20 protein-coding genes and 1 tRNA gene are annotated in these 19997 nt (G+C 71.3%); 4 read left to right on the forward strand and 17 right to left on the reverse strand.

The window, feature by feature from the left end; translation table 11 throughout:
• Positions 1–73 precede the first annotated feature (73 nt).
• Genes hisIE through PQS31_RS01345 form a run of 9 tightly spaced genes read right to left on the reverse strand, consistent with a single transcriptional unit; the run spans position 74 to position 7541 of the window.
• Entirely contained in the window at positions 74–694 is a 621-nt protein-coding gene (hisIE, locus tag PQS31_RS01305) for a bifunctional phosphoribosyl-AMP cyclohydrolase/phosphoribosyl-ATP diphosphatase HisIE (RefSeq protein ID WP_272760876.1), read from the reverse strand.
• Complete coding sequence (gene hisF / locus PQS31_RS01310) at positions 691–1464, reverse strand: imidazole glycerol phosphate synthase subunit HisF (RefSeq protein WP_272760877.1); 774 nt, start codon at positions 1462–1464, stop codon at positions 691–693. Before hisF ends, hisIE begins: the two co-directional genes overlap by 4 nt.
• Positions 1458–2192, reverse strand: a complete 735-nt coding sequence (hisA, locus tag PQS31_RS01315) for a 1-(5-phosphoribosyl)-5-[(5-phosphoribosylamino)methylideneamino]imidazole-4-carboxamide isomerase (protein WP_272760878.1) — start codon at positions 2190–2192, stop codon at positions 1458–1460. Before hisA ends, hisF begins: the two co-directional genes overlap by 7 nt.
• 3 nt (positions 2193–2195) lie before the next feature.
• A complete protein-coding gene (gene hisH, locus PQS31_RS01320) occupies positions 2196–2798 on the reverse strand; it encodes an imidazole glycerol phosphate synthase subunit HisH (RefSeq protein ID WP_272760879.1) in 603 nt (200 codons plus the stop codon).
• Positions 2795–3880 (reverse strand): bifunctional histidinol-phosphatase/imidazoleglycerol-phosphate dehydratase HisB, encoded by a 1086-nt coding sequence (gene hisB, locus PQS31_RS01325; protein WP_272760880.1) that lies wholly within the window; start codon positions 3878–3880, stop codon positions 2795–2797. Before hisB ends, hisH begins: the two co-directional genes overlap by 4 nt.
• Positions 3877–4959, reverse strand: coding sequence for a histidinol-phosphate transaminase (hisC, locus tag PQS31_RS01330; RefSeq protein WP_272760881.1), 1083 nt, complete (start codon positions 4957–4959; stop codon positions 3877–3879). Before hisC ends, hisB begins: the two co-directional genes overlap by 4 nt.
• The gene (gene hisD, locus PQS31_RS01335; protein ID WP_272760882.1) at positions 4956–6296 is read right to left on the reverse strand and encodes a histidinol dehydrogenase; all 1341 of its coding nucleotides are present in this window, start codon (positions 6294–6296) and stop codon (positions 4956–4958) included. Before hisD ends, hisC begins: the two co-directional genes overlap by 4 nt.
• The gene (hisG, locus tag PQS31_RS01340; RefSeq protein WP_272760883.1) at positions 6293–7207 is read right to left on the reverse strand and encodes an ATP phosphoribosyltransferase; all 915 of its coding nucleotides are present in this window, start codon (positions 7205–7207) and stop codon (positions 6293–6295) included. The genes hisD and hisG overlap by 4 nt, the downstream gene beginning before the upstream one ends.
• 10 nt (positions 7208–7217) lie before the next feature.
• Complete coding sequence (locus PQS31_RS01345) at positions 7218–7541, reverse strand: YerC/YecD family TrpR-related protein (protein ID WP_272760884.1); 324 nt, start codon at positions 7539–7541, stop codon at positions 7218–7220.
• Positions 7542–7786: 245 nt separating this feature from the next.
• Between PQS31_RS01345 and PQS31_RS01350 the strand changes: the two genes are divergently transcribed.
• A complete protein-coding gene (locus PQS31_RS01350) occupies positions 7787–8110 on the forward strand; it encodes a tetratricopeptide repeat protein (RefSeq protein ID WP_272760885.1) in 324 nt (107 codons plus the stop codon).
• Between the two features lie 138 nt (positions 8111–8248).
• Here the strand turns inward: PQS31_RS01350 and PQS31_RS01355 are convergent, their stop codons facing one another.
• From PQS31_RS01355 to cydD, 6 genes are all read right to left on the reverse strand, one after another.
• Positions 8249–8611, reverse strand: coding sequence for a hypothetical protein (locus tag PQS31_RS01355; RefSeq protein WP_272760886.1), 363 nt, complete (start codon positions 8609–8611; stop codon positions 8249–8251).
• Positions 8608–10524, reverse strand: a complete 1917-nt coding sequence (locus tag PQS31_RS01360; RefSeq protein WP_272760887.1) for an aromatic amino acid lyase — start codon at positions 10522–10524, stop codon at positions 8608–8610. Before PQS31_RS01360 ends, PQS31_RS01355 begins: the two co-directional genes overlap by 4 nt.
• Positions 10521–10838: a hypothetical protein gene (locus PQS31_RS01365; RefSeq protein WP_272760888.1), complete on the reverse strand. Its 318-nt coding sequence runs from the start codon at positions 10836–10838 to the stop codon at positions 10521–10523. Before PQS31_RS01365 ends, PQS31_RS01360 begins: the two co-directional genes overlap by 4 nt.
• Positions 10835–12220: a histidine--tRNA ligase gene (gene hisS, locus PQS31_RS01370; protein ID WP_272760889.1), complete on the reverse strand. Its 1386-nt coding sequence runs from the start codon at positions 12218–12220 to the stop codon at positions 10835–10837. Before hisS ends, PQS31_RS01365 begins: the two co-directional genes overlap by 4 nt.
• 320 nt (positions 12221–12540) lie before the next feature.
• Complete coding sequence (cydC, locus tag PQS31_RS01375; protein WP_272761434.1) at positions 12541–14199, reverse strand: thiol reductant ABC exporter subunit CydC; 1659 nt, start codon at positions 14197–14199, stop codon at positions 12541–12543.
• Between the two features lie 35 nt (positions 14200–14234).
• Positions 14235–15926: a thiol reductant ABC exporter subunit CydD gene (gene cydD, locus PQS31_RS01380; RefSeq protein ID WP_272760890.1), complete on the reverse strand. Its 1692-nt coding sequence runs from the start codon at positions 15924–15926 to the stop codon at positions 14235–14237.
• Between cydD and PQS31_RS01385 the strand changes: the two genes are divergently transcribed.
• The 3 genes from PQS31_RS01385 (at position 15913) to PQS31_RS01395 (ending at position 17574) form a co-directional block, all read left to right on the forward strand.
• Positions 15913–16089 carry a hypothetical protein gene (locus PQS31_RS01385; protein ID WP_272760891.1) on the forward strand — a complete coding sequence of 59 codons (177 nt, stop codon included), beginning with the start codon at positions 15913–15915 and terminating at the stop codon, positions 16087–16089. The genes cydD and PQS31_RS01385 overlap by 14 nt on opposite strands.
• Before the next feature lie 30 nt (positions 16090–16119).
• Positions 16120–16196 (forward strand) — tRNA-Pro (locus PQS31_RS01390).
• A gap of 85 nt (positions 16197–16281) precedes the next feature.
• Positions 16282–17574, forward strand: coding sequence for an MFS transporter (locus PQS31_RS01395; RefSeq protein ID WP_272760892.1), 1293 nt, complete (start codon positions 16282–16284; stop codon positions 17572–17574).
• On the opposite strand, the gene PQS31_RS01400 is transcribed toward PQS31_RS01395, so the two are convergent.
• Positions 17541–18467, reverse strand: a complete 927-nt coding sequence (locus PQS31_RS01400; RefSeq protein ID WP_272760893.1) for a hypothetical protein — start codon at positions 18465–18467, stop codon at positions 17541–17543. The two genes, PQS31_RS01395 and PQS31_RS01400, sit on opposite strands and share 34 nt — an antisense overlap.
• On the reverse strand, positions 18467–19888 hold the full coding sequence (locus PQS31_RS01405) for a glycosyltransferase (RefSeq protein WP_272760894.1): 1422 nt from the start codon (positions 19886–19888) through the stop codon (positions 18467–18469). Before PQS31_RS01405 ends, PQS31_RS01400 begins: the two co-directional genes overlap by 1 nt.
• Between the last annotated feature and the right edge of the window lie 109 nt (positions 19889–19997).

Raw genomic sequence — 19997 nt, forward strand, 5'->3', positions numbered from 1 at the left:
CATGCCCGCGCTCGGCGTGGGTGCAAAACCGCGCCCGGTCACGCCGGCACCGTGCGCGGCCGCACCGCCCGGCTCAGCCGCCCCGTGTGCGCAGCACGCGCTCCACATCCGTCAGCGACAGATCCCGCGACCGCAGCAGCACGATCAGGTGGTAGAGCAGATCCGCGCTTTCGCCCAGCAGCGCGTCGTCGTCCTGCACCACGCCGGCGAGCGCGGTTTCCACCCCCTCCTCGCCCACCTTCTGTGCGATGCGGCGGATGCCGCCCTCGAACAGCCGCGTGGTGTAGCTGCCCTCGGGCCGTTCGCGCGCACGGGTGGCGATCAACGCATCGAGCTCGGCGAGCACGCCGGCCGGTGCATTGGGAAAACAGCTCGGACGCTGCAGGTGGCAGGTGGGGCCGTGTGGATGCGCCAGCACGAGAATTGTGTCGGCATCGCAGTCGGTCTCCATCGAGACCAGCTCCAGCACATGGCCGGATTGCTCGCCCTTGGTCCACAGGCGCTGCTTGCTGCGGCTGAAGAAGGTCACCTGGCCGCGGCGCAGCGTTTCCGCACAGGCCGCGCGGTCCATGTAGCCGAGCATCAGCACGCGCAGCGTGGCGGCGTCCTGCACGATGGCCGGCAGCAGACCGTCGCCCTTGGACCAGTCGAGCGCATCGAGGTCGGGCGCGGTGGCAGTGGCGGCGGATGTCATGGGCGGCGGACCTCGATGTGCTGCGCGGCGAGCGCGCGCTTGAGTTCGGGAATGGCGATGCGGCCGCTGTGGAATACGCTGGCCGCCAGCGCGCCGTCGACATCGGCCTGCAGGAACACATCGGTGAAATGCGCGATCTCGCCGGCGCCGCCCGAGGCGATCAGCGGCACCGCGCACACCGCACGTGCGGCGGCCAGTTGCTCCAGATCGTAGCCGGTGCGCACACCGTCCTTGTCCATGCAGTTGAGGACGATCTCGCCCGCCCCCAGGCGCACGGCCTCGGTGATCCAGTCCAAGGTGCGCACGGGAAGTTCGCGCGTGCGATCGGGATCGCCGGTGTGGCTGCGCACGCGCCACTGTCCGTCGGTTTCACGGATCGAATCGATGCCGACCACCACGCATTGCACGCCGAAGGCGTCGGCCAGTTCGGCGATCAGCGCAGGCCGCTCCAGCGCCGGCGTGTTGACCGAGATCTTGTCGGCGCCGGCATGCAGCACGGCGCGCGCGGTCTCGACGTCGCGGATGCCGCCGGCCACGCAGAACGGAATGTCGATCAGGCGCGAGACCCGCTCCACCCAGCCGCGGTCGACCGAGCGCCCTTGCGGACTGGCCGAGATGTCGTAGAACACCAGTTCGTCGGCGCCTGCGTCGCGATAGCGCAGTGCGAGATCGACGATGTCGCCCATGTCGACGTGGTCGCGGAAGCGCACGCCCTTGACCACGCGCCCGTCGCGCACGTCGAGGCAGGGAATGATGCGGCGGCTCAGCATGCCAGCGCCTCGGCGAGATCCAGTCGCCCTTCGAGCAGCGCCCGGCCGAGCACGATCCCGCCGCAGCCCTGGGCCTTGGCCGCACGCACGTCGGCGAGTTCGCGCACGCCGCCCGAGGCCTGCACGTCGAGCGTGGGTACCAGCGCTTTGAGATGCGCATAGAGATCCAGATTGGGGCCCGACAGCATGCCGTCGCGGGCGATGTCGGTACTCAACAGGTGCGTGAGACCGCCCTGCGCATAGCGCACCGCGAGCACGTCGAGCGTGGCGTCGGCGGTTTCGGTCCAGCCGTGCACCGGCAGATGCCAGGCGCCGTCGCGGCCCTGGCGGGTGTCGAGCGCGACGGTGATGCATTCGGCACCGAAGCGGCCGATCCACTGCAGCACGCGCTCGGGCTCGCGCACCGCGAGCGAGCCGACCACGACGCGCTCGGCGCCGGCATCGAGGATGCGGCGTACGTCGTCCTCGGTGCGCACGCCACCGCCGGTCTGCACGCGCAGGCCGGTAACGGCGCGGATGCGCGCCAGCAGCGGCGCCAGCGTGTAGCCGCCCTCGCGTGCGGCATCCAGATCCACCAGGTGCAGCCACTGCGCGCCGGCGGCGGCGTAGGCCTCGATCTGCGCCAGTGGATCGTCGCCGTAGCGGGTTTCCTGCGCATAGTCGCCCTGCACCAGACGCACGACGCGGCCGTGGCGGATGTCGATCGCGGGATAGACGGTGAACGCCATGACTCAGGCCTCGAACGCGGGAGAGAGGAAGTTGCGCAGCACGCGCGCACCGACGGCCGCCGAGCGCTCGGGGTGAAACTGGGTGCCGGCGATGCGACCGCGACGCACCGCGGCGGCGAACGCCTGGCCGTGGTCGCCGGCCAGCACGCAGTCGTCGGTGACCGGCGCGGCGAAGCTGTGGACGAAATAGGCCTGGGCACCGTCGATGCCGTCGACCAGCGCGTCGGCGCGCGTGGCCCGCAGCGTGCTCCAGCCCATGTGCGGCACGCGCAGACCGGGCCCGCCGCGCAGCCGCGACACGCGGCCCGGCAACAGACCGAGACCGGCGACGTCGCCCTCGTCCGACGATTCGAACAAGAGCTGCATGCCGACGCAGATGCCGAGCAGCGGCCGTTCGAGTGTGCGAAGCACCTCGACCAGATCCAGCTGCTGCAGCCGCGTCATCACCTGCGCGGCGGTGCCTACGCCGGGCAGGATCACCCGGTCGGCGCCGCGGATGCTCGCGGCATCGGTGACCAGCGCCGCGTCGATGTCCAGGCGCTCGAACGCGTAGCGCACCGAGCCGGTGTTGGCGCCGCCGGCGTCGACGATGACGACGCGCATCACAACGTCCCCTTCGTGCTCGGCAGCGCATCGCCACTGCGGCGCACCGCCTGACCCAGCGCACGTGCGAAGACCTTGAAGCAGGCCTCGACCTTGTGGTGATCGTTGTCGCCCTCGACCTTGAGGTTGAGGTTCAGTGCCGCGGCGTCGCAGACCGAGCGGAAGAAGTGCTCGACCAGCTCGGTCGGCATGTCGCCGACGCGTTCGCGCACGAAGCTGCCGTCGAAGACGAGGTACGGCCGCCCGCCGAAGTCCAGCGCGGCGGACGCCAGCGTTTCGTCCATCGGCAAGGTGAAGCCGTAGCGTGCGATGCCGCGCTTGTCGCCGAGCGCCTCGCGCAGGGCCTGGCCCAGTGCGATGCCGGTGTCCTCGATCGTGTGGTGCTCGTCGATCTGCAGATCGCCCTCGGCCTGCACCACCAGCGAGATGCCGGCGTGCTTGCCGATCTGGTCGAGCATGTGGTCGAAGAACGGCAGACCGGTCGACACGCGCGCATCGCTCGCGGCATCGAGATCGAGTTCGACCCGGATCTTCGTTTCCTTCGTGTTGCGGACCACGGTCGCGCGTCGCGGCGCGTCGCACAGCTCGTGCGCGATGCCGGCCCAGTCCCACGCGCCGCCGAACTGTGCGGTGCGCAGCTGGAAGCCGCGGATGCCGAGATTCTCCGCGAACTGGAGGTCGGTATCGCGGTCGCCGACCATCGCCGAATTGTCCAGGTCGATGCCGCGGTCGCGCAGGTAGTGCATCACCAGACCGAGCGCCGGCTTGCGCGTCGGCGCCTTGTCGGCCGGCCAGCTGCGGTCGACCAGCACCTCGCGGAACACGATGCCCTGGCTTTCGAAGATGCCGAGCATCAGATCGTTCGGGCCGTCGAAGCTCGCCTGCGGATAGCCGTCCGTGCCCAGGCCGTCCTGGTTGGTGACGATGACGAACTCGAAGCCGGCATCACGCAGGCGCAGCATCGCGGGGATTACGCCGGGGACGAAGCGGAGTTTTTCGAAGGCGTCGATCTGGAAATCCGCCGGCTCCTCGATCAGGGTGCCGTCGCGATCGACGAACAGGATCTTCTTGCCGCGCGCACTCATGCTGCGATCTCCGATGCTTGCAGGGCCGACAGCACGCGCGCGTTCTGTGCCGGCGTGCCGAGACTGATGCGCAGCGCATCGCCGAGCTGCGGCGCGGCGCGCTGGTCGCGCACGACGATACCGGCCGAGAGCAGCGCGGCGAACGCGCGGTCCGCATCGACGAACCGCACCAGGAGGTAGTTGCCGGCCGACGGATACACCCGGCGTACGCCGGGCGCGGTCGTCAGCGCCGCGGCCAGCGCATCGCGTTCGGCGATGGTCTCGGTGACGCGCGCCTGCGTGAGCGCGAGTGCGTCCGGCGACAGCCCGGCCAGTGCGAGATCGGCGCAGGGCGTGGGCACCGGATACGGCGCCTGGCAGCGACGCAGCACGCCGATCAGGTCGGGATGGCCGATCGCCACGCCGATCCGCGCCGCCGCGAGCGCGTGGGCCTTCGACAGCGTGCGCAAGACGACCAGATTCTGGTGTGCGGCGAGCAGCGTCGTGGCCGATGCGGCGTCGGCGAACTCGATATAGGCCTCGTCGACGACGACAATCGCCCGGCCCGACAGCGCATCGGCCAGATGATCGATCTCGGCCAGGGGCACCAGACCGCCAGTCGGATTGGACGGCGAGCACAGGAACACGAGCTTCGCGCTGCGCGCGAGCGCCGCGTTGCGCACCGCGGCGACGTCCACGGCAAATCCGTCCGGTCCGTCGATCAACGGCACTTCGACGAAGGCCGCGCCCTGCAGCCGTGCGCTCACCGCGTACATGCCGAACACCGGCGGCGTCGCCAGCACGGCGTCGCGGCCGGGCACGCACAGCGCGCGCACCAGCAGGTCGATCGCCTCGTCGCTGCCGCGGCCGATCAGCAGCTGCTCGACCTCGACGCCGTACACCTCGGCCAGCCGCGCCTGCAGTTCGGGCGGCTGCGGCGACGGATAGCGCCGGCAACGCCCCTCGGCATCGCCGGGATTCGCCAGTGGCGACTCGTTGGCGTTGAGCCAGACGTCCCCTTCGAGCCGCTGCGTGCGCGCCGAGGCATAGCCGGCGAAATCACGCAGATCCTCGCGGACCAGATCACGTACGCCGCTCATGCCGCCGCCTTCGCGATCCGCAGCGCGACCGCGTTCGCGTGCGCGTCCAGGCCCTCGGCGCGCGCCATCGTCACCGCATCGGGGCCGATCGCGCGGATGCCGGCCGCATCGGCCGACTGCACGCTGACCGTGTTCTGGAAACTCGACACGCTCACGCCGCTCCAGGCCCGGGCCGCGCCGCCGGTCGGCAGTACGTGGTTGGTGCCGCTGCAGTAATCGCCCAGTGCCTCGGGGGTCCAGTCGCCGAGGAACACCGAGCCGGCGACCTCGACCCGATCGAGCCAGTCGCGCGGCGTGCGCAGCGCGAGGATCAGGTGTTCGGGCGCGTAGCGGTTGTTGATCTCGAACGCGGTGTCGAGCGTGTCCACCCGGAGCAGCCGCGAGCGCGCCATCGCCTGGCGCGCGATCGCCGCCCGCGGCAGCGCGGCCAGTTGCGTCGACAGCTCGGCACGCACCGCATCCAGCAACGCGGCGTCGTCGGAGATGAGCAGCACCTGCGAATCCGGGCCGTGCTCCGCCTGCGACAGCAGATCGGCGGCGACGAACGCGGCATCGGCACCAGCATCGGCGATCACCAGCACTTCCGACGGACCGGCGGGCATGTCGATCGCCACCGTGCCGGACTGCGCCACCTGCTGCTTGGCCTCGGTGACGAAGCTGTTGCCCGGGCCGAACAGCTTGTCGCAGGCGGGCACGCGCCCGGTGCCGAAGGCCATCGCCGCGATCGCCTGCGCGCCGCCGAGCTTGAACACGCGGTGCACGCCGGTGAGTCGGGCGGCCACCAGCACCGCCGGATCGGCGCTGCCGTCGGGACGCGGCGGCGTGCACAGCACGACCTCGCGGCACCCGGCCAGGCGCGACGGCACGCCGAGCATCAGCGCGGTCGACGGCAGCGGCGCGGTACCGGCCGGCACGTACAAGCCGACACGCGGGATCGGCCGCACGATGCGCGCGCAGTTGACGCCGGCGGCGGTATCGACGTCGTAACCGGACGTCATGCCCGCCGCGTGGAAACGCTCGATGCGCGCCGCGGCATTGACCATCGCCTCGCGCAGCTCCGCGGGCACCGCGGCTTCGGCCGCAGCGAACTCGTCGGCGCCCACCTCGAAATCGTCCAGCGCGACGCGGTCGAAGCGTTCGGTCAGTTCGCGCAAGGCGACATCGCCACGTGCGCGCACGTCGTCGAGCACGTCGGCGACCGCGCGGCGCGTCTGCGCGGCGACGGCCTGCGTGGGCCGGCGCAGCAATTCGGTGCGCACATCGGCATCGGCCCCGCACCAGTCGACGATCGCCGGAATCGCGTCGTCGAGCGTCGTCGTTGGGGTCTGCATGCTCATGCCAGCATCCGCTCCACCGGCAACACCATCAGTCCGGCCGCCCCGGCCTGCTTCAGCGCTTCGAGGCGCGGCCAGGTCATCTCACCGTGGCAGAGCACCTGCAATGCCACCTTGTCGCTGCCGTCGACCTGCAACAGCGTCGGCGCTTCGGCATCGGGCAGCAGCTTGAGCAGCGCGTCCACGCCGTCGCGGCGCGACTGGAACATCACCAGCCGGCTGTCACGCAGCCGCAGCACGCCGTCGAGTCGACGCAGCAGCAACGACGCGAGGTCGCCGCGCACATCGGCCAGCGGCGTCACCGGCCCCGCCAGCACCGCCTCGCTGGTCATCAGCGTGACCGCGGGCTTGAGCTGGTTCGCGGTCAGCGTGGCACCGCTGGAGACCAGATCGCAGATCACGTCGGCCTGGCCCAGACGCGGCGCGATCTCGACCGAGCCCGACAGGTTGACGATCGTCGCCTCGACGCCGTTCGCATCCAGCCACTGCTGCAGCAGACCGGGGTAGCTGGTCGCGATGCGGCTGCCCTGCAGCTGCGCGGGGCCGGTCCATTCGGCCGATTCCGGAATCGCGATGTCGAGCCGGCAACCGCCGAAGCCCAGGCCACGCACCGCCTTCGACACCTGCGGCAGGCCGCGCTGGGCGCGATCGGCCGCGGCTTCGTCGAGCACGTTGCGGCCGACGATGCCGTAATCGCAGACGCCGTCGGCCAGCAGGCCGGGAATGTCGTCGTCGCGCACGAGCAGCAGATCGACCGGCAGGGTCTCGCCGTAGCAGAACAGCTTGTCGCGGCTCTCGCGCCAGGACAGACCGCAGGACGCGAGCAGCGAACGCGCGGGATCGCTGAGACGACCGGACTTCTGGATGGCGATACGCAGGCGATCGCGCGTAGCGCCGCCGTTCACAGGACTCATGGGGGTGACCTCAGTGGGATTCGTCGGTGCGAGACACGCGCCGTGCGGCGATCGCATAGCCGCCGGCGCCGCGATCGAGCGTGCGCGCGACGCGTCCGACGGTGGTGACGCTGACGCCGGTGCGCTCGTGGATCTCGCGATACGGCACGCCCTGCTGCAGCAGCGGCACCACGCGCCAGCGATCGACCAGGGCTTCCAGCTCGGCCGGCGTGCACAGGTCGTCGAGAAAGCGCGCGACCTCGTCGGCAGTCTTCAAGCCGGCGAACGCACGCGCCAACGCCGTCAGCGAGGCGCTGGCTTCGTGGTCCGGCAGGGGTTCGGGGCGTTGCTTCACGGGCGGGAAGGCACGTATCAATGTAATAGCGTGCTAGTACATTACTCCGATTCGGTCCGAAGTCAACGGCCGGCGTGTGCCCGGCGCTGCACGTCGGCATGGAACGGGCATTGCGACGGCCCCGAGCGCCGCAGACCCAAGCCCGCGGGCACTTCGGGCAGAAGGCCGCTGCACTGCTGCGTTCCACCCGGACCGGCCCGGTCCGGGCGATGATCCGGCGCCGACGCCGAACCGAAGGACGTGCCATGCGCCACCGCCTGCAGGCCCTGCTCGATGCGGGACGTGACGATGCGCTGCTGCGCTTCGGGCTGGGCAACGCCTGTCTCCAGGCGGGTGACATGGAGGCCGCCGCCATGCATCTGGCCGCGGCGACACGCCACGATTCCGACTACTCGGCGGCATGGTCACTGCTCGGCAAGGCGCTGCTGGCCTGCGGACACGAAGCGGAAGCGGAGGCGGCCTGGCGCGCGGGGCTCGCTGCAGCGACGCGGCGCGGCGACGTGCAGTCGTCGAAGGCGATGACGGTCTTCCTGCGGCGCATCGTGCGCGAGCGGCAGGCGACGTCCTGAATCAGGCGACAGACGGCGCCCGCGGGTCACGTGCCCTATCCGCCCCGGAGTCGCGCGGTACCTCAGACAGGCGCGCTTGCGCGCGCGGGCAATCCGCAAGGCGCCATCGCGCGAGCGCACGCCGGCCGTGCGGTGTGCCTATTCGCGGCGGCGGCGTGCGTGCAACGCCACCCATGCCAGCGCGACGCCCGACAGCGCGCCGATCGAGGACATCAGCACGCGGGTGCCGAGGAAATCGGGGTCGTGGATCTTCGCCAGCGCGATCCGCGCATAGACCGGCGACTCCAGCCGCACCACGCCCATATAGAACAGGTTCCAGGCGTCGATGCCGGTGGCGATCGCCAGTGCGGTCAGACAGCCCCAGCCGAGGCTGGGGCCAGGGGCCCAGCGGTTGCGCACGCCCAGCCAGTGGAACAGGGAGAAACACAGCGCGCCGACCAGCAGCGCGATGCCGGCGGCTTCGAACACGCCGAGCCAGCCGAGGTGCAGCGGCAGGTTCACGCGTCCGGCACGACTTCGCCGGCGTGCCAGCGCGGCAGCACCGACAGCAGCGCGCCCTCGGCCACCAGACGCACGGCCGCCGCGACTTCGCCGTCGAGGGCGCGGTCGCGGTCGAGAAACGGAATGACCTCGCGAATGCGTGCATGTGCGGCGGCCACCACCTCACCGGGACGGAACGCCTCGCAGGCGGCCAGCTCGGCGCGCAGGCCCTCGACCTCGGCGTCGAACGTCGCGCGCGTCGCGCCGTCGGCCGGCGGCCCGCCCTGCACCTTGAGCGCCAGCGCCGACGCATCGCGCCGACGGGCGAGATCGCGCGCGGCGTTGATCATGTCTGTGCGCAGATCCAGCGCCTGGGCGGCGGTGTAGAGCTCGAGCGCCAGCACCTTGCCAAGATCCTCGGCCATCGACAGCACGTGGCGCGCCTCGTTGGTGCCCATCGACACGTGGTCCTCGGCGTTCGCGCTGGTCGGCACCGAGTAGACGCTGGCCGGATGCGCGCGCGTGGCCAGATCGTTGACGATCGCCGCGGCGGTGTATTGCACGATCATGTAGCCCGATTCGGTGGCGTCCTCGTTGCCGATCAGGAACGCCGGCAGGCCGTCGTTGGTGGCCGGATCGACCAGCTTGTTGAGGCGGCGCTCGGAAATCGAGGCCAGCACCGGAATCGCGGCCTTGACGTAGCTCATCGCCAGCGCGAGCGGCATGCCGTGGAAGTGGCCGGCGGAGATCACCTGCTCCTCGACGTGCTCGGCCGCGCGCTCGGGAAACACCAGCGGGTTGTCGGTGACCGCGTTGAGCTCGATCTCGAACACCCGCTTGGCCTGCTCCACCGCGTCGCGCACGGCCCCGTGCACCTGGGGAATGCAGCGCAGCGAATAGCTGTCCTGCGGCTGGTGCTTCTTGCCGCCGCGGAACGGGCGGAAGCGCGTGTAGAACTTCTCGCGGCCGTGGCGCTGGTCGCTCGGCACCCAGTCCCAGCCGATGTCGAAACGCAGCGCCTGCGCCTCGGGCGCGTCCCAGCTGCCCGGCAGCCACGGACGGAAGCGCGGCACCAGATGGTAGGGAATGTCGGCGAGCGTGGAGCCGGCCAGCAGTTCACGCAGATGCGCGGCCACCTCGACCTGCCCCGGGTGCGGACGCAGCGCGTGCACGTCGGCATCGAAGGCGCCCAGGCGCCCGGCGAACGCGTCGATGGTCATCGCCGCCGCGAGATCGGCGGTGTCGAGCAGCGCATCGAGCTTCTGCAGCGCGAGGACGCCGGTCGCGAGCATCTGCGCGGTGCCGTTGTTGAGCGCCAGGCCTTCCTTGTACGACAGCGTCACAGGCTCGAGCCCTGCCCGCTTCAGCGCTTCGGCGCCGGGCATCCGCTCGCCGTCGACGAAGGCCTCGCCCCCGCCGAGCAGCACGATCGCCAGATGCGACAGCGGCGCGAGATCACCGGAGGCCCCCACCGACCCCAGGGCCGGCACCACCGGCACGATGCCGGAATTCAGCAGCGCGGTGAGCGCCTGCAAGGTCGATACGCGGATGCCCGAGTGACCACGCAGCAGGGTGTTGATACGGATGCACAGCATCGCCCGCACGACCTCGGCCGGCAGCGGCTCGCCGACGCAGACCGCGTGGGTGACGATCAGATTGACCTGCAGTTCTTCGTGCAGCGACCTGCCCGACGGCATTGCGCCGGGCAGATCGTCGCGCAGCGGACGCGCACCGAGCAGGCGGTCGGCATTGCTGCCGAAGCCGGTCGAGACGCCGTAGATCGGTTCCTCGCGGCGCACCTGCTCGGCCAGGAAGTCGGCGGCGCGGGCCACCGCCTGCAGCGCGCCTTCGTCCAGATCGACCGGCGCGCCGTGCGCGACCATGACCAGATGGGCGCGGCTCAGCGAGCGGCCGTCGAGGCGGATGGATTTCATCGGATGGACTCCAAGCAGGTCACGGTCGTGGTGACGCGGGCGGCCGGACATTCGCCGAACACGCGGCCGCGGGTGCCGAGAAACAGGGTGGCGGTGTCGTCGAGGCGATGGCCGCCACGACAGCGGCGTTCGGCCTCGGCCACGATGTCGGCCAGCGCCGCGGACCCATCACCGGATGCGTCGCACTGCACGCTGTCGACGTGGTAGACGCCGGGCGTGACAGGTTGGAAGCGGGTCTCGAACGGCGAACAGGCCGCCAGTGACAGGAGGATCGGCAGCAACAGGGCCATGGGCCCCGGCGACCGCAGGTTCATCGCATCGCCTGCCACTGCTCGCGCTCGACCAGCAGCGTGCGCGGCAGGTCGTCGTCGGCCACCTCGAACTGCTCGCCGCGGCGCAGGTCCTTGACCGCGACCACGCCCTTGGCGATCTCGTCCTCGCCGCGGATCACGACGAAGCGGATGCCGGCGCGATCCGCGTACTGCATCTGCTTGGCGAGCTTGCGCGGTTCGAGCTGGGTTTCGACGTTGAGGCCGGCCCCGCGCAGCCGCTGCGACAGCGCCAGCGCGTCCGGCAGCGCGGCGTCGTCGAGCAGCGTCACCAGCACGTCGACCGAACTGTCGGCGGTGGCGATGAGCCCGGCGTCGCGCAGCTGCCAGAACAGGCGCGTCAGGCCGATCGAAATACCGACACCGGGCAGCTTGGACTTCGTGTAGTGGCTGGCGAGATTGTCGTAGCGGCCGCCCGAACAGATCGAACCGATCTGCGGGTGCGCGTCGAGAATCGTCTCGTAGACCATGCCGGTGTAGTAGTCGAGGCCGCGCGCGATCGACAGGTTCAGCGCGTAGCGCGACTCCGGCACGCCGAGCGCACGCAGCTGCGCCAGCAGCGCGCGCAGCTCGTCGCGGCCTTCCTCGAACAACGCGGTGCCCGCGCCCAGCGCGTCGAGTTTCGCCAGCGCATCGTCGTGGCCGCTCGAACGCACGCGCGAGAACGCCAGCAGGCGCTCGGCGACCTCGTCGCTCAGTCCGAAGTCCTCGCCGGTCAGCGTCGCGCGCACCGCGTCCTCGCCGCGCTTGTCGAGCTTGTCGATCTCGCGCAGCACGGTCATCTGCCGCGCATCGTCGATGCCCTGCCCTTCGAAGTAGCCCCGCAGCAGCTTGCGGTGGTTGAGCTGGATCGTGAACTCGCCGATGTCGAGCGCAGCGAACACCGCGCTGATCACCGCCGGCACTTCGGCGTCGTAACGCGGCGACAGCGTGTCCTTGCCGATGACGTCGATGTCGCACTGGTAGAACTCGCGGAAGCGGCCGCGCTGCGCGCGCTCGCCGCGGTAGACGCGCTGCATCTGGTAGCGGCGGAACGGGAACGCGAGATCATGCTCGTGCTCGGCGACGTAGCGCGCCAGCGGCACGGTGAGGTCGAAGCGCAGCGCCAGCTCCGGCAGGCCCTCCGACTGCCCGCCTTCGGACGACTTGGCGAGCGCGCCGGTCGACTGCACGAAGTACACCTGGCGCTCGGTCTCGCCACCGGACTTGGTCAGCAGCGTCTCGGACAGTTCGAACACCGGCGTCTCGATCGGCAGGAACCCGAAGCCTTCGAACGTGCGACGGATCGTGTCCAGCATGCGCTGGAAGGCGATCTGGTCGCGCGGCAACAGTTCCATGATGCCGGGCGGCGTCCGGGGCTTGATCATGCGGGCAGGCTCGTGTCGTGAAGCGGATTGAGACGGCCATTCTAATGCGTCCCCCTCTGCGACCGCATTCGGCGCTGCGCGCGCGCCGGCGCGCACAAGCGCGCCTGTCCGCATGCGGGATCGCCGCGCCGTCCGGAACCGGCGCAGGCGCGCGATCGGACGATCCGTGCGGGTATGGCTGCGCGAGCGCGCCTGCAGAAGCACGTCCGCATGCCGGCTCCGGCGCGCGCGAGAGATGCGGCGACGACCGGCCAGCGCCGACAGAACCTGCGCGGCCGGCGATCCGATCGTTCCGGAAACGCCCCTCGCGCGCGCGCGGGCTAGACGGGCGCCGTCGGGCGCGAATCGTCGTGCAGGCGGCCGTCGCGCAACCACAGATGCCGATCGACGACGCCGTCGGGCAACGTGCCGTGGGTGATCAGCAGCAGGCTGCGTGCGCCGAGCAGCCCCGGCAGCTCGCGCAGCAGCGCGTCCGCGGTGTCCTGGTCCAGGCCTTCGGTGGGTTCGTCCAGCACCACCAGGGGCGCGTCGCGCAACAGCGCGCGTGCGAGCGCCAGGCGGCGGGCCTGACCGGCCGACATCGTGACGCCCGCCTCGCCCACCCAGGCATCCAGCCCGCCGATACGCTCGGCCCAGCCCTTGAGCCGCACCCGGGCCAGCGCGGCCCAGAGCCGGGCGTCGTCGGCGTCCGGCGCGCCCAGCGCGAGGTTGTCGCGCACGCGACCGGCGAACACCGGAGCGTTCTGCGGCAGCCAACCGATCCGCGCGAACCAGTCCTGCGCGCGCATCGCGCGCAGGTCCACACCGCCGTAGGTGAGTGCGCCGGCCTCGGGCTCGGCGCTGCGCAGCAGCAGGGCGGTCAAGGTCGACTTGCCGGCCCCGCTGTCGCCGCTGACCGCTACCCGCTCACCGGGCGCAATGCGCAGGTCCAGCCCCGACAGCACCGGCCGCGCACCACGTGCCCAGGCGAAGTCGACCCCCTCGAACACCAGCGCGCCGGAGACCGGAACGTCCCGCGGCGCCGCGGGGTCCACGACCGACGGCTCCGCGCCGGCCACGGCGTCCAGACGCGCGATCGACGCCCGCGCCGCGGTCAGCGCCTGCCAGGCCAGACCGGCGCCGGCCCAGGCCTCGAACAGACCGATCGCGATGAAGAACAGCGCGGCCGCATGCGCCGGCGGCAGGGTGCCGGCGGTTGCCGCCGACATCGCGATCCAGGCCATCGCCACCAGGCCGGCGGACGTGACCAGGCCGTGCCAGAGCCCGCCGTCGGCGAGCCGGCGACGACGCGCGCGTTCGAACTCGGCGATGTCGTGGCCGTCGGCGTCCACCCGCGCCAGCCACGCGGGCGCGGCGCCCAGTGCCGCCAGGTCCGCGTGGCCTTCGTAGAGCTCGTGCAAACGCGCGCGCAGCGCCGCGCGACGCCGCGCGCGCTCGGTTTCCTCGGCCGCCCGGCCACGCGCCACGATCCACGGCACGCCCAGCCCCGTCGCCAGCGCAATTCCGGCCAGCAGCGCACCGCCCGGCGGATGCAGCCAGGTCGCGATGCCGATGCCGAGCGCACCGACGGCGCCCAGCGCCAGCAGCGGCCCGGTCGCGCGCAGCAGCAGGCCGTCGACCGCGTCGATGTCGCCCATCAACCGCGCCAGCAGCTCGCCGGTGCGCAGCCGGCCCAGCTGGCCCGGGGTGAGGCGCAGCGCGCGGGCGAAGAACCAGCTGCGCAGGTCGCGGGCGATGCGCAGCATTGCGTCGTGACCGAGCAGCTTTTCGAGGTAGCGCGAGACGATGCGCGCGAGCGTGAGCCCGCGGATGCCGGCCGAGGGCGTGAAGAAATTGAAGCTGCCGAGCGTGCCGTAGGTCAGCGCCGCGGCGGTCAGGAATCCGCCCGACACGCCGAGCAGGCCGACGCCCGCGATCAGCGTCGCCGCCAATAGCGCGATCGCCAGCAGCACCCGGCGACGATGCCGGCGCAGCAGCATGCGCGTGCTGCCGACGCGCTGGTCGAGCGGCGCGCTCATCGCGGCGCTCCCGGCGTCGGAACGCGCCATACCGCATCGGCCCAGCGCATCACCGCGTCGCTGTGGGTCGCGACGACGACGGTGCAGCCGTCGAGGTGCGCGCCCAGGGCCGCCAGAAGATCGGCTTCGGTGTGCGGATCGAGAAACGCCGTGGGTTCGTCGAGCAGCAGCAGCTGCGGGCGGCGCAGCAGCGCGCGGGCCAGCGCCACGCGCCGGGCCTCGCCGCCGGACAGACCGAAGCCGCGCTCGCCGATCACCGTCTCCAGCCCGTCGGGCAGACGCTCGACGAAGCGCAGCACCTGGGCGACGCGCGCGGCCGCGTGGATCTCGTCCGGAGTGGCGTCGGGCGCGCCGAGCCGCAGGTTGTCGGCGATGCTGCCGTGGAACAGCCACGGCCGCTGACCGGCGAGCGCGATCCGTGTCGCCGGCGGCAGCGCGATGCGGCCCTGCTCCGGCGCGAGCCATCCGGCCAACGCATCGAGCAGCGTGCTCTTGCCGGCGCCGCTGGGTCCGACCAGGGCCAGGCGTGCGCCCGCCGGCACCTCGAACGACACGTCGCGCAGCACCGGCGCCGCCGCACCGGGGTGACGCAACGTGACCGCCTCCACATGCACCGCAGGCGCGGCAGCAGGCGGTGTGAGCGGTTGCGCCGGCGCATCGCGCTCGAGTGCAGGCAGCGCACCGAACGTGCTCTCGATCTCGGCCACCGCGGCCAGCGCATTCGCGCGGTCGTGGTAATGCGCGGCGAGCCGCCGCATCGGCGCGTAGAACTCGGGCGCCAGCAGCAGGCAGAACAGGCCGGTCGACAGCGACAGCGGCGTGCCGCGCAGGTCGAGCATGCCCAGATAGGTGAAACCGAAGTAGACCGCGACCAGCGCCACGCTGACCGAGGCGAAGAACTCCAGCACCGCCGAGGACAGGAAGGCGATGCGCAACACCCGCAGGCTGCGCTCGCGGATGGTCTCGGTGGCGGCGCCGACCTGGGCCAGCTCCGCCTCGCCCTGGCCGTAGACACGGATCAGATCGAGCCCACGCAGGCGATCGGTGAAATGCGCGCCGGCGCGTGCGAGCGCGGCCAGCTGGCGTCGGCCAGCAGTTTCGGCGCCCATGCCGATCAGCATCATGAACACCGGCGCCAGGGGCGCGGTCAGCAGCAGCACCAGCCCGACGATCCAGTCGGCGGCAAACACCGCCGCCAGCAGCACCACCGGGACACAGGCCACTTCGGCACGCGCCACCAGATAGCCGCCGTAGTACGGCGCGGTGGCCTCCACGTGTCCGGTCGACAGCGCGACCAGCGCGCCGCTGCGCTCGCCGCGCAGCCACACCGGTCCGCGCGCGATCGCCGCCCGCGCCAGGCCCGCGCGCATGCCTTCGATGGTGGTTTCGACGACATCGGCCGAGGCCCGTTGCCCGCACCAGCCCAGCAGCACGCGCAGCAGCAGCGCCGCAGCGAGCAGCGCCAGCGGGCGCGGCAGTGCCTCGAGGCCACCGCCGGAGAACAGCACCGCGTCGAAGCCCCAGGCGATCGCCGCCGCCTGCGGCACCCACAACCAGCCGGCGAGCACCTGGCACGCCACCGCCACCCGATGGCGTTGACGGGCCTCGACGAGCTGCGCGTCGAGCCAGCGCGAGCGGAGGCGTCGCTGCGGACCGGCGGGGTCCGCGCCGGGCGTGGGCGAGGTCATGGAAACGGATCGGGCCTGCTTCGGAGAAAACGACGGCATCGCCCATGGCGGCATCGCGATGCGTCCGCTAGTATCGCAGCCCGCCGCGCGCACGACGCGGTCGACATCCACCTTCGATGACGACCTGCACGTGTTCGACACGAACCTCTTGCCCTCGGCGTGAGGGCATCGGTAGAATGCGCGGCTCACCTGTCGGGGTGTAGCTCAGTCTGGTAGAGCGCTACGTTCGGGACGTAGAGGTCGCAGGTTCGAATCCTGTCTCCCCGACCATCTGGTGACATCGAAACCGGCCTTCTGGCCGGTTTTTCGTTTTCCGGGCCGTGCCCGCTCGCGGCGCCGCGGAGTGCCGCCCGCCATGAGTCCCTCGCCCATCGTCACCCGTTCGCCCTCCGGCGTCGTGCGTGCGCTGGTGCTGCTGGGCATCGTGCTGTCGGCGTTCAACCTGCGCACCGCGGTGACCTCGCTGACGCCGCTGCTCGAACGGCTCGGCGACACGTTCGGATTCGGCTCCGCGACGGCCGGCGTGCTCGGCATGCTGCCCACGGCCGCGTTCGCGGTGTTCGGGGTCACCACGCCGATGCTGGCGCGACGCCTCGGCATCGAGCGCACCGCGCTGCTGGCGATGCTGCTCGCCGCTGCCGGACTGGCCCTGCGCGCGCGCGCCGATGGTGTCGGCGTGCTGGTGGCCGGCTCGATCGTGGCCCTCGCCGGCATGGGCATCGGCAACGTGGTGCTGCCGCCGCTGGTGAAGCGTTACTTTCCGGCGCGCGTGGGCGCGGTGAGCACGCTGTACATCACCGTGTTGCAGCTGGGCACGATGCTCCCCGCGCTGGCTGCGGTGCCCCTGGCCGACGCGGCCGGCTGGCGCTTCGCACTCGGCGCGTGGACGTTCGCCGCCGTGGCGGCCGCGCTGCCGTGGATCGGCGTGCTGCTGCTCGCACGTCGCGGCGGTGCCGATGCCCGGAGCCACGGTGCGCCCCCCTCCCTGCCCGGCGCGCCGATGCCGCAGGCGGGCCGGGCCTGGCGGTCTCCGGTCGCCTGGGGCATGGCGCTGATGTTCGGCACCACCTCGCTGATCACCTACTCGATGTTCACCTGGCTGCCCGGGCTGCTCACCGAGGCCGGTGCCTCGGCCGCGTTCGGCGGCACGATGCTCGCGGTGTTTTCGGCGTTCGGACTCGTCGGCGCCCTGGTCATGCCGTCGATCGCGGTGCGCATGCGCAATCCCTTCGTCGTGGTCGCGCTGTGCGCGGCCTGCCACGTGGTCGCCTTCAGCGGCCTGCTGCTCGCACCGCTGGCGGCGCCCGCCGTGTGGGTGCTGCTGGTGGGCCTGGGCACCGGCACGTTTCCGCTGAGCCTGACCCTGATCAACCTGCGCTCGCGGACGCCGGCAGGTTCGGCGGCCCTGTCAGGCTTCATGCAGGGCGTGGGCTACGCCTTCAGCTGCGCCGGCCCGCTGCTGTTCGGCGTGCTGCACGGCGCCACCGGCGGCTGGCACTGGCCGTTCGCGATGCTCTACGGGATGGTCGGCGTGCTGCTGGCCGGCGGCTGGATGGCCTGCCAGCCGCGCGCGCTCGAGGACGGCTGGCAGCCGTCCGCCGGGCGAGCGCGGGGTCAGAACGCGACCACCGATTCAAGCATCAGGTAGCGGTAGCTGTAGCGTCCGGCGCCGCTGGCCGTCGCCACCGGCGTGTCGGTATAACCGGCCGCCACCCGCAGCCAGCTCTGCCGCCAGCGCGGCGATTCGTAGCCCACTTCGGCCAGACGGGCGCGCCGCGCGTCGTCGTCCGCACTGCGCTGGCGGCCGATGCCCGCCGCCGCGCGCCAGGTATGACCGCCGATCACGCGGCGCAGACCCACGACGCCCAGTGCTTCGCCATACCACGGCGGCGAATAGTAGCCACCGAGATAGGGATCGCTGTTGCGGTAGTAGCGCGTACGCAGCTGCAGGCTCAGGCCCGCCTCGGGCAGCGCGGCGAAGACGAGATTGCCGCGCAGGTGGGTGCGCAGGTTGTCATCGGAGAAATCCTGCAGACCGACGAGTCCGGTCGTGCTCCAGCGTGCCGACAGCGGCACGTCGACCGCGGCGCCGACGAAGTCGACCATCTGCCGGCGTGTCACGCCCGCTTCGGTTTCCAGCAGCTCGCGTTCGACGAACAGCTCGCGTCGCGCCGCGCCTTCCGTGTGCAGGCTGGCCGAGCCGAGCACGGTATGGCCGTTGCTGCCGAGCTTGGCCTGCCAGCGCCAGCTGTCGTCGGTGCGCTCGCCGGTGCCGAACGTGCCGGCCGCGCGCGCGTACACGCGCTGCTCGGTATGCGACCAGCCGTCCCCGGAGAACCGCGCCTGCTCGACGTGCACGCCGCGCCAGTGCTCACGGTCCGTACGCACCCAGTCCCAGCCGACTCCGGTCTTGCGCACCTCGTTGCCGTCCGCGTCCCAGGACAGCAGGGTCTCCGGCCGCAGGGCCATCGTGGCGTCCTGGGCCGATGCCCCACCCGCCAGCACCATCGCGGCCGTGCCCGCGAGCAGTCGCATACGCATCACTTGGTCCCCCAGGTCTTGCGCAGCCGCAGCGCCTCGGCCGCGTAGCCCATCACGCAGACCGGCTGCAGCAGCATCGTGTAACCCACCGTGTAGAACAGGAACCCCGACAGGTTGCGGCGCACCTTGAGGTTCTGGGTTTTGAACATCCGTGCCTGCACGCGGAAGATGATCAGGTTCCAGATCGCCGCCAGGGGCAGCACCAGCAGCGTCATCACGCCCGCGATCCAGTAGTAGCCGAACAGGGCCAGCACCAGGCCGGGCAGGAACGCCAGCGTGTAGACCAGATCCAGGGGCAGGAACAGCAGGTTCCACCAGATGAAGAGCGTGGACATGCGCGCCTTGAACAACAGCCGGCCGTGGCGCGCGAACGCCTCCATCAACCCGCGTGACCAGCGCTGACGCTGGCGCGCGAACTGGCCCACGGTGGTCGGCACCTTGGTGAACAGACACGCTTCCTCGCAATAGCCGATGCGCGCGCCGGTCGCCAGCAGCGCCCACGACACCACGATGTCCTCGCCGACGCACTCGGGCCACCCGCCCACCTGATCCAGCGCGTCGCGCGTGTACAGCGAGAACGCGCCCTGGGCGACCAGGGTGCCGTGGTACATGCTCTGCATGCGCTTGACCGCGGCGATGCCGTGGAAGTAATCCCACTCCTGGCCGCGGGTGAGCCAGTTCTCGCGCGAGTTGCGCACCAGCACGCAGCCCGCCACGGCCACGGTGCCGGGCGGGTCGGACAGGAAGCGCTCGACCAGCTTGCGCAGCGCATCGACGCGCAGGTAGGAGTCGGCGTCCACCGTCACCACCAGCGCTTCGCCGGTGTCCGCAAGGCCGGCGTTGAGCGCACGCGACTTGCCGCCGTTGCGGGGCATGGCGAGCACGCGCATGGCCATGCCGGGGCGCGCCAGGCGCGCGGCCTCGCGTCGCGCGATCTCCAGCCCGCCATCGGTGGACCCGTCGTCGATGACCAGCACCGACACGCGGCCGGCGTAGTCCTGCCGGTGCAGGCTCTCGAGCGTGTCGGCAATGGTGTCGCGCTCGTTGTAGCTCGCGACCAGCACGCAGATGTCGGGAAATTCGGTGATCGCGCGGCGCCGCGGGCGCCGGTCGGCCAGGATCGAGCCGATCAGAAACGCGTTCATGAAGCCCGGCACATAAGCGATGAAGGCGATCACGAAGACCGCCGTGGCAAAGCCCAGCACCACGCTCAGGCCCTGCAGCCAAGGGCGCGACAGCAGGATGCTGACGCCCATCCAGGCCAGTGCGAACGTGAGCACGAGGACGAACTTCACCGGGACCGGCACGTAGAGCCGGCGGGACGCGGGCGAGGACACGGCCGCTGCGGTCGCTGGCGACGGCGCGGGCGCCTCGAGTTCGGAACGGTCCGCAAGTCCTGCGGTGGCGGGTGTATCCAGCATTGGCGCGCATTCCGGGCGTGACGCGAGTCACACACGGACCCGCTTGACAGGCGGATTCGCAGGTTTCGTGCCAGATTTTCACGCCGTCTTTACAAGCCTGACTGGGTGA

It is taken from the genome of Luteimonas sp. BLCC-B24 (assembly GCF_028550595.1).
Lineage (GTDB): Bacteria > Pseudomonadota > Gammaproteobacteria > Xanthomonadales > Xanthomonadaceae > Luteimonas.